The sequence below is a fragment of the Sphingopyxis panaciterrulae genome, assembly GCF_014199295.1.
Lineage (GTDB): Bacteria > Pseudomonadota > Alphaproteobacteria > Sphingomonadales > Sphingomonadaceae > Sphingopyxis > Sphingopyxis panaciterrulae.
Genome location: NZ_JACIJH010000001.1, coordinates 251,182 through 265,501 on the forward strand (window position 1 = coordinate 251,182; position 14,320 = coordinate 265,501).

12 protein-coding genes are annotated in these 14,320 nt (G+C 67.4%); 8 read left to right on the plus strand and 4 right to left on the minus strand.

Going from position 1 to position 14,320, the window contains the following annotated elements; genetic code table 11:
- Positions 1-280: 280 nt before the first annotated feature.
- From FHR21_RS01305 to FHR21_RS01320, 4 genes are all read right to left on the minus strand, one after another.
- Positions 281-1,681, minus strand: coding sequence for an efflux transporter outer membrane subunit (locus tag FHR21_RS01305; protein WP_184094515.1), 1,401 nt, complete (start codon positions 1,679-1,681; stop codon positions 281-283).
- Positions 1,678-4,872: an efflux RND transporter permease subunit gene (locus FHR21_RS01310; RefSeq protein WP_184094517.1), complete on the minus strand. Its 3,195-nt coding sequence runs from the start codon at positions 4,870-4,872 to the stop codon at positions 1,678-1,680. Before FHR21_RS01310 ends, FHR21_RS01305 begins: the two co-directional genes overlap by 4 nt.
- A gap of 6 nt (positions 4,873-4,878) precedes the next feature.
- Positions 4,879-6,051: an efflux RND transporter periplasmic adaptor subunit gene (locus FHR21_RS01315; protein ID WP_184094519.1), complete on the minus strand. Its 1,173-nt coding sequence runs from the start codon at positions 6,049-6,051 to the stop codon at positions 4,879-4,881.
- 124 nt (positions 6,052-6,175) lie between these two features.
- Positions 6,176-7,072: a LysR family transcriptional regulator gene (locus FHR21_RS01320; RefSeq protein ID WP_184094521.1), complete on the minus strand. Its 897-nt coding sequence runs from the start codon at positions 7,070-7,072 to the stop codon at positions 6,176-6,178.
- Positions 7,073-7,169: 97 nt separating this feature from the next.
- Here FHR21_RS01320 and FHR21_RS01325 point away from each other — a divergent pair, with 97 nt between their 5' ends.
- From FHR21_RS01325 to mmsB, 8 genes are all read left to right on the plus strand, one after another.
- Positions 7,170-8,663 carry a CoA-acylating methylmalonate-semialdehyde dehydrogenase gene (locus FHR21_RS01325; protein WP_184094523.1) on the plus strand — a complete coding sequence of 498 codons (1,494 nt, stop codon included), beginning with the start codon at positions 7,170-7,172 and terminating at the stop codon, positions 8,661-8,663.
- A 63-nt stretch (positions 8,664-8,726) separates the two neighbouring features.
- Complete coding sequence (locus tag FHR21_RS01330) at positions 8,727-9,257, plus strand: hypothetical protein (RefSeq protein WP_184094525.1); 531 nt, start codon at positions 8,727-8,729, stop codon at positions 9,255-9,257.
- 31 nt (positions 9,258-9,288) lie between these two features.
- Positions 9,289-9,588 carry an I78 family peptidase inhibitor gene (locus tag FHR21_RS01335; protein WP_184094527.1) on the plus strand — a complete coding sequence of 100 codons (300 nt, stop codon included), beginning with the start codon at positions 9,289-9,291 and terminating at the stop codon, positions 9,586-9,588.
- Positions 9,581-9,982 (plus strand): RidA family protein, encoded by a 402-nt coding sequence (locus FHR21_RS01340; protein ID WP_338113011.1) that lies wholly within the window; start codon positions 9,581-9,583, stop codon positions 9,980-9,982. Before FHR21_RS01335 ends, FHR21_RS01340 begins: the two co-directional genes overlap by 8 nt.
- Positions 9,979-11,124, plus strand: coding sequence for an acyl-CoA dehydrogenase family protein (locus FHR21_RS01345; protein ID WP_184094531.1), 1,146 nt, complete (start codon positions 9,979-9,981; stop codon positions 11,122-11,124). Before FHR21_RS01340 ends, FHR21_RS01345 begins: the two co-directional genes overlap by 4 nt.
- The gene (locus FHR21_RS01350; RefSeq protein ID WP_184094533.1) at positions 11,121-12,167 is read left to right on the plus strand and encodes an enoyl-CoA hydratase/isomerase family protein; all 1,047 of its coding nucleotides are present in this window, start codon (positions 11,121-11,123) and stop codon (positions 12,165-12,167) included. Before FHR21_RS01345 ends, FHR21_RS01350 begins: the two co-directional genes overlap by 4 nt.
- Positions 12,168-12,279: 112 nt before the next feature.
- Complete coding sequence (locus FHR21_RS01355; protein ID WP_184094535.1) at positions 12,280-13,062, plus strand: enoyl-CoA hydratase-related protein; 783 nt, start codon at positions 12,280-12,282, stop codon at positions 13,060-13,062.
- 141 nt (positions 13,063-13,203) lie between these two features.
- Positions 13,204-14,079: a 3-hydroxyisobutyrate dehydrogenase gene (mmsB, locus tag FHR21_RS01360; RefSeq protein WP_184094537.1), complete on the plus strand. Its 876-nt coding sequence runs from the start codon at positions 13,204-13,206 to the stop codon at positions 14,077-14,079.
- Positions 14,080-14,320 lie beyond the last annotated feature (241 nt).

The window sequence follows — 14,320 nt, forward strand, 5'->3', positions numbered from 1 at the left end:
TTTGGAAGGTTCAATACCCTCCTCGTCACCCCGGGCTTGATCCGGGGTCCCCTCAGCCACGGAGAAAGCGGGACCCCGGATCAAGCCCGGGGTGACGAAGCCGGAAAGGCCACGCTCCGCCTTTCAAACTGGACGTCCAATTGTTTCGCGCAAAGATGCAGAGAGGTCGGCTTGGGCCGAAAGATTCCTTTTCCTGCACCCGATGGATTTGGCACTACGTCGCCCAGGGAAAGCTGCTTCGCGGCAAGCGCGATCCCTTCGCGTCTTCGCGTGCAATATTCTAACGCGCAGCCTCTGCTCCCGCCGCGCTGTCTCCCCCCAGCGCGCGGAACAGCGCGATTCGGGTCTGCGCGAGCAGGAGCCGGGTCGCGATCTCGCTGCGCCGTGCCGAATAGAGGCTGCGCTGCGCGTCGAGGCTGGACAGGAAACTGTCGACCCCGCCCCTGTAGCGCGCGTCGGTCAGCGCCGCGGTGTCGGCCGCGGCTTCGCTGTTCGCCGCCGCCGCGCGCACCCGCTCGGCTATCGTGCCCTGCACCGCGAGCGCGTCGGCGACCTCGCGGAACGCGGTCTGGATCGCGCCTTCATAGCTGGAAAGCGCTGCGTCGCGCTGGGCTTCGGTAACGGCGACCCCGGCGCGCCGGCCGCCGAAATCGAAGATCGACGCGCTCGCATCGCCGCCCGCCGACCAATGGAACGAACCGCCATCGAACAGGCTCGACAGCGCGTCGCTCGCGAAACCGAGCAGTCCGGTCAGCGAGATGGTGGGGAACAGCCGCGCCCGCGCGACGCCGATGTCGGCATTGGCGGCGCGCAGCCGATATTCGGCCTCGATCACGTCGGGACGGCGGAGCAGGATCCGGGAACTGACCCCCGCGGGCAGCGCGACGATTGCGGGCGTGACCTCGGCCAGACTCGCGGGCAGCGTCGCGCGGTCGACGTCGCCGCCGACGAGCAGGCGAATCAGATTCTCGTCCTGCGCGAGCGCGCTCGTCTGCGCCGCGATCGCATCCTCGGCGGTCGCGAGAATCTGTTCGGCCTGGCGCAGGTCGGTGCGCGGCGCGATGCCGCCGTCGAGCCGCGCCTCGGTGAGCCGCACATTCTCGCGCGCATTGGCCGCGGTGTCGCGCGCGATCGCCAGCAGGTCGCGGTCGGCGCCATAATTGGCCCAGGCGTCGGCGAGATCGGCGATCAGCGCAAGCCGCACCGTGCGCGCCGCCGCCTCGGTCGCCAGCGCGCGATTGCGTTCGGCCTCGGTCGCGTTGGCGAGGCGCCCGAACAGGTCGAGCTCGAAGCCGGTGACCCCGCCCTGCAGCGAGAAGTCGCCGCTGCCCGCGCCGTCGCCGCGATCCGCATAGCCCGCGCCCGCGGTCGCGCCGATTGCCGGGAATTGCGCCGATCGCGTCACCCGAGCCTGCGCCCGCGCCGCGGCGACATTGGCGAAAGCGGTACGCAGGTCGCGGTTGTTCGCGAGTGCCTGCTCGATCAGCGCCTGCAAGCGCGGGTCGGTGAAGACCTGATCGTAGGAGAGAGCGGGCAGCGCCGCCTCGCTCTGCGCCAGATAGGCGTCGCCGACCGGCCAGCTTTCGGACACCGGGGGCGCCGACAGCACCGTCTTGGGCGCAAGCGAACAACCCGCGAGCAGCAGCGGCGCGGCGATCAGGAACAGGCGGGTGCGGGTCATGCCGGCATCTCCTGTGCGTCGTCGCGCTTGCCGAAGCGTTCGCGCAGCGCCGCGAATCCATCGCGCACTCCGCGCCGTACGAGAACGAAGAAGAGCGGGATGAAGAAGATGGCGAGCAGGGTCGCGGTCAGCATCCCGCCGATGACCGAGGTGCCGATCGCGACGCGGCTGTTCGCTCCGGCGCCGGTCGCGATGGCGAGCGGCAGCACGCCGAAGATGAAGGCGAAGCTGGTCATCAGGATCGGGCGCAGGCGGATCTTCGCCGCGGCGATCGCCGCCTCGATCACGCGCTTGCCCTGCCGCTCCTGCTGCTCGGCGAATTCGATCATCAGAATCGCATTCTTCGCTGCCAGACCCATCGTCGTTAAGAGGCCGATCTGCATATAGACGTCGTTCTCCAGTCCGCGCAGCGTGACCGCAAGCACCGCGCCGACGAGCCCCAGCGGGATGACGAGCAGCACCGCGACCGGGATCGACCAGCTTTCGTAAAGCGCCGCGAGGCAGAGGAAGACGACGAGCAGCGACAGGCCATAGAGCAGCGGCGCCTGCCCCGACGACAGCCGCTCCTGATAAGAGGCGCCCGACCAGGCGACGCTGGTGCCCGGAATTTCGGCCGCCATCCGCTCCACTTCGGCCATCGCCTCGCCCGAACTCACGCCGGCAGCCGCCTGGCCCGAAATCTCGAAGGCGGGCACGCCCTGAAAGCGCGAGGTACTGCTGGGCGTCGTCGACCAACTGACGTGCGAAAAGGCCGAAAAGGGCGACATGCCGCCGTCCGACGAGCGCACATACCATTGGCCCAGATCCTCGGGCCGCGCGCGATATTGCGCGTCGCCCTGGACATAGACGCGCTTGACGCGCCCCTTGTCGATGAAGTCGTTGACATAGCGGCCGCCCCAGGCGGTCGACAGCGTGTTGTTCACGTCGCTGTTCGACAGGCCATAGGCGGTCAGCCGCTGCGTATCGATATCGACCTTCAGCGTCGCGACGTCGGGCAGGTCGCTCAGCCGCACCGAGGTCAGCTTCGGATTGGCGTTCGCCATGTCGAGCAGCCGGTCGCGTGCCGCGGCGAAATCGTCGCGCGACAGGCCGCTGCGGTTCTGCAACTCCACCGTGAAGCCCGACGTGTCGCCCAGTCCGCGCACCGCGCCGGGAACGAGCGCATAGATCTGCGCGTCGCGCAGCCCCGACAGGGCCTTGCGCGCGCGCTGCGCGATGGCGTCGGCGCTGTTGTCCGGGCCCGGGCGATCGTCCCAATGGACCAGGTTGATATAGCCTTGCCCCGTATTCTGCCCCGACGCGCCGCCCCCGCCGCCGCCGGCGATCAGGAACAGCGCCTGGACATTGTTCTTCTCGGCGGTCAGCAGATAATGTTCGACCGCGTCGCGCACTTCGAGCGTGCGTTCCTGCGTCGCGCCCGCGGGCAGGCGGAACTGGACCGCGACCCGTCCCTGGTCCTCATTGGGCAGAAAGCCGCTCGGCAGGCGATAGAAGAGCAGTACCAGCAGCGCGACGGCGAGCGCGTAGATCGCCAGGAACAGCCATTTGCGATCGACGACCTTGGCGACGCTGCCGGCATAGTTGGCGCTCGCGCGGTCGAAGCGCGTGTTGAATCCTTCCTTGGCGCGCTCGAACGCGTCGCGCAGGCGCGGGAAACGATGCGGTCGGTCGCCTGTGGCTCCGTGTGCTCCGGGCTTGAGCAGCGTCGAGGTCAGCGCCGGGCTGAGGATCAGCGCGACGAGCACCGACAGCGCCATCGCCGAGACGATGGTGATCGAGAATTGGCGATAGATGACCCCGGTCGACCCGCCGAAAAACGCCATCGGCAGGAAGACCGCGGACAGGACGAGGCCGATCGCGACCAGCGCGACCTGCAATTCCTCCATCGACTGGATCGTCGCCTCGCGCGCGGTCATGCCGGGATTTTCCGCCATCAGCCGCTCGACATTCTCGACCACGACGATCGCGTCGTCGACGAGCAGCCCGATCGCGAGGACCAGCCCGAACAGCGTCAGCGTGTTGATCGAGAAGCCGGCGATATAGAAGACCGCGAAGGTGCCGAGCAGCACCACCGGCACTGCGATCGCGGGGATCAGCGTCGCGCGCCAGCTCTGCAGAAAGACGAACATGACGACGACGACGAGCAGGATCGCCTCGAACAGCGCCTTCTGCACCTCGCTGACCGACAATTTGATGAAATTGGTCGAATCATTGGCATAGGCATAGCCGAGCCCCTCGGGCATGTCGGCGGCCAGCTCGTCCATCCGCGCCTTGACCAGCTCGGCGGTCTTCAGCGCGTCGGATCCCGGCGACAGCGAGATGGCTATGCCAGCGCCCGGATGGCCGTTGACGCGGGTGATGCTCGTGTAATTTTCGGCGCCCAGCTCGACGCGTGCGACATCCTTGATCCGCACCGTCGATCCGTCGGACAGCGTCTTGAGGACGATATTCTCGAATTCCTCCGGCGTCTGCAGCTTCGACTGCGCGGTCACCGTCGCGTTGAGCATCTGCCCTTCCGGGGCCGGCAGACCGCCGACGTCGCCCGCCGCGATTTCGCTGTTCTGCGCGTTGATCGCATTGACCACGTCGCCGGGCATCAGTGCCATCGCCGCCAGCCGCTGCGGATTGAGCCAGATGCGCATCGCGTGCGGCGCGCCGAACACATTGACGTCGCCGACGCCGTCGACGCGCGACAGCGGGTCCTGGATGTTCGAGGTCAGATAGTCGGACACATCCTGGTTCGACCGCGAATCGGTGGTGTCGAACACCGCGACGAGCAGCAGCGTGTCCGAATTGGACTTGCTGACGCGTACCCCGCGGCTCTGCACCTGTTCGGGCAGGCGCGAGATCGCCGACTGGATCTGATTCTGGACCTGCACCTGCGCGATGTCGGGGTCGGTGCCCTTGGCGAAGATGGCGCGAATGCTCGCCTGCCCGCGCGAACTCGATTGCGAACTGAAATAGAGCAGGCCGTCGATCCCGGTGAGCTGTTGTTCGAGCACCTGGGTGACGCTGTTCTCGATCGTTTCGGCCGAGGCGCCCGGATAGCTGGCGCGGACGTTGACCTGGACCGGGGCGATATCGGGATATTGCTCGATCGGCAGCGAAAAGACCGCGCCCAGCCCGCCCAGCATGACGATGATCGCCAGCACCCAGGCGAAAATCGGTCGGTTGATGAAGATGCGGGACATCGGGCGCTATTCGTCCTTTGCTTGGCTGCCGCCCGCCGCCCCTATCGTCTGCGGACGGCTCGCCGGAACCGGCTCGACCGCCATGCCCGTCTTCAGATTGCCGGTCCCCTGCGTGATCACCCGGTCGCCCGCCGCCAGCCCCGACGAGACGACCCAGTCCGTTCCCGCGGTGCGCGTGGTGACGACCTTGCGTCGCGCGACCTTGTCGTCCTTGCCGACCAGATAGACGAAGGCACTGCCGTCGAAGTCGCGCTGCACCGCCTGCTGCGGCACCAGGATCGCATCGGGCTCGACCGCCTGCTCGAACAATGCGGTCACGAACATGCCGGGCAACAGCAGGCCGCCGGGATTGGGAAAGCGCGCGCGCAGCGTGACGGTGCCGGTCGCCTCGTTGACGGTCGCCTCGGAAAATTCGACCGTCCCGGGCACCGCATAGTTGCTGCCGTCCTCGAGCCGCAGCGTCACCGCCGTACTCCCCGGCCGGGTGCCGCCACTGGCCAGCGAGCGGCGTAGCGCGGTCAGCTCGGCGCTCGACTGCTGCATGTCGACATAGATGGGATCGACGCGCTGGATCACCGCCAGCGGGGCGGCCTGGCTTGCGCTGACGAGCGCGCCGGGCGTCGCGAGCGAGCGGCCGATGCGTCCGCCGATCGGCGCGCGGATCGTCGTATAGCGCAGGTTGATCCGCGCGGTTTCGAGCGCTGCGCGATTCTGCGCCACCGCCGCCCGCGCGACCCGTGCCGCGGCGAGCGCGTCGGTATAATCCTGCTCGGCGATCGCCTGCATCCTGGCGAGCGGTTCGAACCGCTTCGCCTTCTCGTCGGCCGCCTGCGCGCTCGCCTCGGCGCTCGCCAGATTCGCCTCGGCCTGCTGGGCGGCCGCCTCGTAAAGGCTTGCGTCGATCTGGAACAGCGGCTGGCCCGCGCGCACGACGCTGCCTTCGGTGAACAGCCGCTTGCGGATCAGGCCGTTGACTTGCGGTCGTACCTCGCTGCTTTCATAGGCGACGGTGCGTCCGCCGAGCTCGGCGGCGATCGGAACCGCCGACGCGGCGACAGTGACGTAACCGACCTGCGGCGCGGTGCGCTCGCGCCCCGACGGGTCGCCCGAACAGGCGGTCAGCGACAGCATCGCGGCGCACAGGGCTCCGATCAGGAGCAGCGGCCTCTGGTTGGGCATCATTCGTGTCTCATGTCGTTCCGCGGGGAGGAAGCGGCGGAAATTCGCCCCTATTCACCGCATCGGCCGCGCGCTGGCAAGCGGAATAGGGCGCTTGCGACAAATTGCGACACTTTTGCCCGGATCAGGACAGACTCTGACCCGGCACCAGCAGCCCGCGTTCCTTCTGCACCTCGGTGTCGAGCCAGTCGATGAAGGCGCGGATGCGCGGCTGCGGCGCGACGTCGCGGTGGAGCGCCAGCCAGAAGCTGCGCCCGATCGTCTGGTCGGGGCGCACGCGGACCAGCGCGGGATCTTCGGCGGCCAGGAAGCAGGGAAGGACGCCGACCCCGGCGCCGCTCGCGATCATCCGGCGCTGCGCGAGGATCGACGAGGATCGCACGGTCGCGCGAAGCCCCGGTTCGATCTCGCCCAGATAGTCGAGTTCGGGGGCATAGAGGATGTCGGGCATATAGCCGATCACCGCCATGCCCGCGCGCGACAGCGGCGCCCGCTCGACCGCGTCCTGCCAGTCGGGCCGGTCCGCGGGCGCATAGAGGCCAAGGCTGTAGTCGGCGAGCTTGCGGGTGCGCAGCGGACCTTTCCGCGGCCGCGCGAGCAGCACCGCCATGTCGGCCTCGCGCCGCGAGGGGTTGAGGAAGCCCGACGAAGCGACGAGGTCGATCTCGATCTCGGGATGCGCGGCGACGAAACCCGTGAGGCGCGGCGCGATGAAGCTGCTGCCGAATCCTTCGGACACGCTGATGCGAAGCTGCCCCGACAGGTCCGACGGTCCCTCGCGGGCGTGGATGCGCGCCGCCGCCGCCGCCATCGTCTCGGCATGCGGGACGAGTGCCCGGCCCGCCGCGGTCAGGACGAAGCCGGCCGGCGCGCGTTCGAACAGGGTTTGCTGCAGATCGGCCTCGAGGCTGCTCACCCGCCGGCTGACCGTTGTCGGGTCGACGTGCAGGGCCTGCGCCGCGCGCGCCAGTGTGCCGTGGTGCGCGACCGACAGGAAATATTGCAGCTTGTCCCAATCCATAGGCTGCAAATATGCAGTTTCATGCTGCAAGTCTATCCCTTGCAATCGGTCCGGTCTTGGTCTGTTGCGGACGGCAAGGACAGACGGGAGACACGACATGCGACAGATCGACCATCATATCGTCGGCGGTGCCGGCGGCAGCGCCCGCAAGAGCGATATCTTCGACCCGAACAACGGCGGCGTGCAGGCCGCGGTCGCGCTCGGCGATGCCGCGCTGCTCGACCGTGCGGTCGCGGCGGCGAAGGCGGCGCAGCCCGCGTGGGCGGCGGTCAATCCGCAGCGCCGCGCGCGCGTGATGTTCGATTACAAGCGGATCGTCGAGGCGCATCTCGACGAACTCGCCGAACTGCTGGCGAGCGAGCATGGCAAGGTCGTCGCCGACGCGCGCGGCGACGTCCAGCGCGGGCTCGACGTCATCGAATTCTGCTGCGGCATCCCGCATGTGCTGAAGGGCGAATATACGCAGGGCGCGGGCCCCGGCATCGACGTCTATTCGATGCGCCAGCCGATCGGCATCGGTGCTGGCATCACGCCGTTCAACTTCCCCGCGATGATCCCGATGTGGATGTTCGGCCCGGCGATCGCGACCGGCAACGCCTTCATCCTGAAACCCAGCGAGCGCGATCCCAGCGTGCCGGTGCGCCTCGGCGAGCTGATGCTCGAGGCCGGCCTTCCCGAAGGCATTTTGCAGGTCGTCCACGGCGACAAGGAAATGGTCGATGCGATCCTCGACCACCCGGATATCGGCGCGGTCAGCTTCGTCGGCTCGTCGGACATCGCCCATTATGTCTACAATCGCGGCGTGTCGAACGGCAAGCGCGTGCAGGCGATGGGCGGTGCGAAGAACCACGGCATCGTCATGCCCGACGCCGACCTCGACCAGGTGGTGAACGACCTGACCGGCGCCGCCTTCGGCTCGGCGGGCGAACGCTGCATGGCGCTGCCGGTCGTCGTGCCGGTCGGTGAGGACACCGCGAACCGCCTCCGCGACAAGCTCATTCCCGCGATCGAGGCGCTGCGCGTTGGCGTATCGACCGATGCCGAGGCGCATTACGGCCCCGTCGTCTCGGCCGCACACAAGGCGAAGGTCGAAGGCTGGATCCAGACATGCGCCGACGAGGGCGCCGAGCTCGTCATCGACGGCCGCGGCTTCACGCTCCAGGGGCATGAGGAGGGCTTCTTCGTCGGCCCGACGCTCTTCGACCATGTCACCCCCGACATGGAAAGTTACAAGGAAGAGATTTTCGGCCCGGTACTCCAGATCGTCCGCGCCGCGGATTTCGAAGCCGCACTCGAACTGCCGTCGAAGCACCAGTACGGCAACGGTGTCGCGATCTTCACCCGCAACGGCCACGCGGCGCGCGAATTCGCGCAGCGCGTCAACGTCGGCATGGTCGGCATCAACGTCCCGATCCCGGTGCCGGTCGCCTATCATACGTTCGGCGGCTGGAAACGCTCGGCCTTCGGCGACACCAACCAGCACGGCATGGAAGGCGTCAAATTCTGGACCAAGGTCAAGACGGTCACCGCACGCTGGCCCGACGGCGGCGGCGACGGATCGAACGCCTTCGTCATCCCGACGATGGGCTGATCCGGGCGCACGCATGAAACCGGTGCGAATATCGGGCATTTCTTCTGACGAAGGAGAAAGACGATGATGCGATGGATCATGCCGGCCGCCCTGATGACGCTCGCCGCCTGCAGCGGCGGCAAGGACGAGAAGCCGCCGACCGAGACCGCCGACAAGGCCGCTCCGGCGCCTGCCACGTCCGCCGCCCCCGCGACGGGCGACGCCGACCTTGCCTACACCCCCGACCCGTCGGTAACGCCACCCGCCGCGCCCGAGCCGGGCGTCGGCGGCGGCGACCGGGCGATTCCCGCCGCGATCCAGGGCCGCTGGGCGCTCAAGGCCGAGGATTGCGCCGCGCGCCCCGGCACCGACCTCACCGCGCTGGTCGTCGACGCGAAGACGCTACGCTTCTTCGAATCGGCCGGTGACCTCGCCCGGGTGCGCGACCGCGGCGCGAACCGCATCGTCGCCGATTTCAAGTTCAGCGGCGAGGGGGAGACCTGGGATCGGCTGATGCTGCTCGGGCTTTCGGGAGCCGGCAAGACGCTGGTGCGCCGCGATTATGGCGAGGGTGCCGCGGCCGAACCGATGCGCTATACGCGTTGCGCCGCTTGAGCGGCGATGTTGATGAAAGGGAGATAGCGTCATGAACCACCGCTGGATCGCAATCGCCGCCGCCTTGCCGCTCGCCGCCTGCGCTGCGAGCGAAATGTCCGCCGAATCGACGCCGCCGCCCGCCGAGATGACCTGCAACGCCGACGCGGTGCAAAGCCATGTCGGCCAGACCGCGACGCCCGAGCTCGGCGCGGCGATCCTCAAGGAATCCGAGGCCCGCACGCTACGCTGGGGGCCGCCGCGCTCGGCGATGACGATGGATTATCGCCAGGACCGAGTGAACATCATTTACGACGATGCCTATAAAATCACCCAGGTCACCTGTGGCTGACAGTCAGCGCCGCACCCATAGCTCCGCCTCGCCCTTCGAACCCGTCTACGGCTACAGCCGGGCGGTTCGGGTGGGCGACCGGATCGATGTCGCCGGCTGCGCGCCGATCGAGCCCGATGGCTCGTCGACCGCCGGCGACGCCGGGGTGCAGGCGTCGCGCTGCCTGACGATCATCGGCGAGGCGCTTGCGGCGCTCGGCGGCGTGCCCGCCGACGTCGTGCGCACCCGCATGTTCATCACCGACCCCGCCGACGCCGACCTCGTGGGGCGCGCGCACGGGGCGGTGTTCGGCGCGATCCGGCCCGCCGCGACGATGGTCGTCGTGTCGGCGCTGCTGCGCCCCGAATGGAAAGTCGAAATCGAGGCCGAGGCCATCATCGAGAAAAGAGCATGACCGACCAGTTTCAACTCACCGACGACCAGCTCGCCATTCAGGACATGGCGCGCAAGTTCACCGCCGATCGCATCACGCCCTTCGCGGCGGAATGGGACGAGAAACATCATTATCCCGTCGACGTGTGGAAGGCCGCGGGCGAACTCGGCTTCGGCGCCATTTACGTGGCCGAGGAATCGGGCGGTATCGGGCTCGGCCGGCTGGAGGCGGCGCTGATCATGGAGGCGATGGCCTATGGCTGTCCCGCGACCAGCGCCTATGTCTCGATCCACAATATGGCGACGTGGATGATCGACCGCTTCGGCGGCGCGGAGATCAAGGCGCGCTTCCTGCCCGAGCTCGTGAGCATGGAGAAGATCGCGAGCTATTGCCTGACCGAGCCGGGTTCGGGGTCGGACGCCGCGGCATTGAAGACGACGGCGAGGCGGGACGGCGACCATTATATCCTCAACGGCACCAAGCAGTTCATCTCGGGCGCGGGCACCAACGACATCTATGTCTGCATGGTTCGCACCGGCGAGGAAAAGTCGAAAGGCATTTCCTGCCTCGTCGTCGAAAAGGACACGCCGGGGTTGAGCTTCGGCGCGCCCGAGAAGAAGCTCGGCTGGAACGCATCCCCTACGGCTCAAGTTGTCTTCGAGGATTGCCGTGTGCCGGTCGAAAACCGGGTCGGCGCCGAAGGCGACGGCTTCCGCTTCGCGATGGCGGGGCTCGACGGCGGGCGGCTCAACATCGGCGCCTGCTCGCTCGGCGGCGCGCAGCGCTGCCTCGACGAAGCGATCGCCTATACCAAGGACCGCCAGCAGTTCGGGCAGCCGATTTCGGATTTCCAGAACACTCAGTTCATGCTCGCCGACATGGCGACCGACCTCGAAGCCGCGCGGGCGCTGCTCTATCTCGCCGCGGCGAAGGTCACCGCGAACGCCCCCGACAAGTCGCGCTTCTCGGCGATGGCGAAGCGGCTCGCGACCGATAACGGCAGCAAGATCGTCAACGACGCGCTCCAGCTGTTCGGCGGCTACGGCTATCTGAAGGATTATCCGATCGAGCGTTTCTGGCGCGACCTGCGCGTCCATTCGATCCTCGAAGGCACCAATCAGGTGATGCGGATGATCGTGGGAAGGGACCTGCTGCGCCAATGACCGAAGATGTCTTGATCTCGACCGAAGGCCGCATCGCCCGCCTGTCGCTCAACCGCCCGAAGGCGATACACGCGCTCAACCTGCCGATGTGCGAGGCGATGATCGACGCGCTCGTCGGGTGGCGCGGGGATGCCGCCGTCGAGGCGGTGATCATCGACCATAGCGAGGGTCGCGGCTTCTGTGCCGGCGGCGACATCCGCATGCTCGCGGAGAGCGGCGCGAAGGACGGGCGGGAGGCGCGCGCCTTCTTCCACACCGAATATCGCCTCAACCATCTGCTCTTCACCTACCCCAAGCCGGTCGTCGCCTTCATGGACGGCATCACGATGGGCGGCGGGGTCGGCATTTCGCAGCCGGCGAACTATCGCGTCGCGACCGAACACACCCGCTTCGCGATGCCCGAGACCGGGATCGGCCTGTTCCCCGACGTCGGCGGCGGCTGGTATCTGCCGCGGCTCGAAGGACGCGTCGGCGTCTTTCTCGCGCTGACCGGCGCGCGGCTCGACGGCGCCGAATGCCTCGCGCTCGGCCTCGCGACCCATTATCTTCCGTCGGCGCGGCTTGCCGAGGCAAAGGAGCGGATCGCGGCGCACCCCGACCGGATCGGCGGCATATTGGGCGAGCTGTCGGTCACCGCGCCGCCCGCCGCGATCACCGGCCAGATCGACAAGATCAACCGCCTGTTCGCCAGCGACCGCTACGAGGACATCCTCGCCGCGCTGGAAAAGGACGGCGGCGAATGGGCGGCGAAAGAACTGGACGCGCTTCACACCAAATCGCCCCAGACCTGCAAGGTCGCGCTGCGCCAGCTTCGCGAGGGCGCGGCGATGCCCGACTTCGCCGCCGAAATGGCGCAGGAATATGCGATCGGTAGCCGCGTCGTCCAAATGCACGATTTCCTCGAAGGGGTCCGCGCCCTGATCGTCGACAAGGACAACAGCCCGAAATGGGACCCGCCGACTGCCGAGGCGGTGACCGATGCGTGGATCGACGCGATCTTCTCATCGCTGCCCGATAACGAGAAATGGACGCCGCTCACCTGACCTTGCCACCCACCTTTCGTCACCCCGGACGTGATCCGGGGTCCCGCTTTCTCAACGTCGCAAAGCGGGATGCCGGATCGAGTCCGGCATGACGAAAATACGGAGATGCCGAATGACCTACGAAACCCTCCTCGTCGAACAGCGCGGCGCCGTCACGCTGGTGACGCTCAACCGCCCGCAGGCCTTGAACGCGCTCAACTCGTCGGTTCTCGACGACCTCATCGCCGCTTTCGCTGCGTTTGAGGCGGATGGTAGCCAACGCTGCGCCGTCCTCACTGGCTCGGGCGACAAGGCCTTTGCCGCGGGCGCCGACATCAAGGAAATGGCCGACAAGCCGGCCGCTGATTTCTATCTTGAGGATTTCTTCTCGAAATGGACGAGCGACTTCGTGAAGAAGGTCCGCAAGCCGTGGATCGCCGCGGTCAACGGCTTCGCGCTCGGCGGCGGCTGCGAGCTCGCAATGATGGCCGACTTCATCATCGCGTCGGACAAGGCGAAATTCGGCCAGCCCGAAATCAAGCTCGGCGTCGCGCCGGGCATGGGCGGCTCGCAGCGGCTAACGCGCGCGGTCGGCAAGGCGAAGGCGATGGAAATGTGCCTGACCGGCCGAATGATGGATGCCACCGAGGCCGAACGCGCAGGGCTGGTCGCGCGCGTCGTCGCGCACGACGCGCTGGTCGATGAAGCGATGAAGACCGCCGCGCTGATCGCCTCGATGCCGCCGATGGCCGCGATGGTGAACAAGGACATGGTCAACGCCGCCTATGAAACCACGCTCGACCAGGGGCTGATCTACGAACGCCGCCTGTTCCAGATCCTCGCCGCCACCGAGGACAAGGCCGAGGGCATGGCCGCCTTCATCGAAAAGCGCGCAGGCGTGTGGAAAGGGCGGTGACCTTCTGAGCCCTCTCCCCTTCAGGGGAGAGGATATGGAGGCTTGGCGCGTAGCGCCTAGCCGGAGTTGGAGAGGGGAATGCACGCCTCCCCCTCTCCCAACCCTCTCCCCTGAAAGGGAGAGGGCTTATGGAGAGAGACAATGAAAATCGCTTTCATCGGACTCGGAAACATGGGCGGCGGGATGGCCGCGAACCTCGCGAAGGCGGGGCACGAGGTCCGCGCCTTCGACCTCAGCGAAGAGGCGCTCGCCCGCGCGGTCGAAGCGGGTTGCACTCGCGCCGCGTCGGCCGCCGAAGCCGTGACCGGTGCCGAGGCGGTGGTGACGATGCTCCCTGCGGGCCAGCATGTCGCCGGCGTCTACGAAGCCGACGTCTTCCCCAACGCCGCGCCGGGCACGCTGCTCCTCGACTGCTCGACGATCGACGTCGCGACCGCGCGCGCCAATATCGAGGCGGCGACCGCCCGGAGCCTCGTCGCGGTCGACGCGCCGGTGTCGGGCGGCATCGCGGCGGCCAATGCGGGGACGCTGACCTTCATGGTCGGCGGCACCGACGACGGCTTCGCGCGGGCCGAACCGATCCTCGCGAAGATGGGCAAGGCGGTGATCCACGCCGGCGACGCGGGTGCGGGGCAGGGCGCGAAGATCTGCAACAACATGCTCCTCGGCGCCTCGATGGTCGCGACGTGCGAAACGCTCGCGCTTGCGCAGAAACTCGGGCTCGATCCGCAGAAATTCTTCGACATCGCCAGCGTCTCGTCGGGCCAGTGCTGGTCGCTGACCAGCTATGCGCCGCTTCCCGGCGTCGGCCCGACGACCCCCGCCGACAATGATTACAAGGGCGGCTTTGCCGCGGCGCTGATGCTCAAGGATCTGCGCCTCGCGATAGAGGCGGCGGCGAGCGTCGATGCGAATGTCCCGATGGGGACCAGAGCGCGCGAACTCTACGAAGCCTTCGTTGCGGAGGACGAGGGCGGCCACGATTTTTCGGCGATCATCCGGACGCTGCAGGGCTGAACGTCGCCTCCTGTAATGGGAAGGCGTCTTTCAAAAAGTAAGGCCGCCTGCCTGGTTGGCAAGCGGCCTTACTTTCCGTCTTTGCGGGCGGTTTAGAGCCGCGAGCCCTAAATCTGCGCCACCCTTTCTTCTGTTCGTGCTGAGCTTGTCGAAGCACCGTTCTTTCTTTTCGGCGTCGCAAGGAAAGAACAGCCCTTCGACAAGCTCAGAGCCCGCCCTCCGCGAAGGCGGGGCGAACGGG

Bases quoted from the DNA above. Each gene is read 5' to 3' on its own strand.
- FHR21_RS01305 (WP_184094515.1), bottom strand. From the start codon at position 1,681: ATGACCCGCACCCGCCTGTTCCTGATCGCCGCGCCGCTGCTGCTCGCG.
- FHR21_RS01310 (WP_184094517.1), bottom strand. From the start codon at position 4,872: ATGTCCCGCATCTTCATCAACCGACCGATTTTCGCCTGGGTGCTGGCG.
- FHR21_RS01315 (WP_184094519.1), bottom strand. From the start codon at position 6,051: ATGCCCAACCAGAGGCCGCTGCTCCTGATCGGAGCCCTGTGCGCCGCG.
- FHR21_RS01320 (WP_184094521.1), bottom strand. From the start codon at position 7,072: ATGGATTGGGACAAGCTGCAATATTTCCTGTCGGTCGCGCACCACGGC.
- FHR21_RS01325 (WP_184094523.1), top strand. From the start codon at position 7,170: ATGCGACAGATCGACCATCATATCGTCGGCGGTGCCGGCGGCAGCGCC.
- FHR21_RS01330 (WP_184094525.1), top strand. From the start codon at position 8,727: ATGATGCGATGGATCATGCCGGCCGCCCTGATGACGCTCGCCGCCTGC.
- FHR21_RS01335 (WP_184094527.1), top strand. From the start codon at position 9,289: ATGAACCACCGCTGGATCGCAATCGCCGCCGCCTTGCCGCTCGCCGCC.
- FHR21_RS01345 (WP_184094531.1), top strand. From the start codon at position 9,979: ATGACCGACCAGTTTCAACTCACCGACGACCAGCTCGCCATTCAGGAC.
- FHR21_RS01350 (WP_184094533.1), top strand. From the start codon at position 11,121: ATGACCGAAGATGTCTTGATCTCGACCGAAGGCCGCATCGCCCGCCTG.
- FHR21_RS01355 (WP_184094535.1), top strand. From the start codon at position 12,280: ATGACCTACGAAACCCTCCTCGTCGAACAGCGCGGCGCCGTCACGCTG.
- mmsB (WP_184094537.1), top strand. From the start codon at position 13,204: ATGAAAATCGCTTTCATCGGACTCGGAAACATGGGCGGCGGGATGGCC.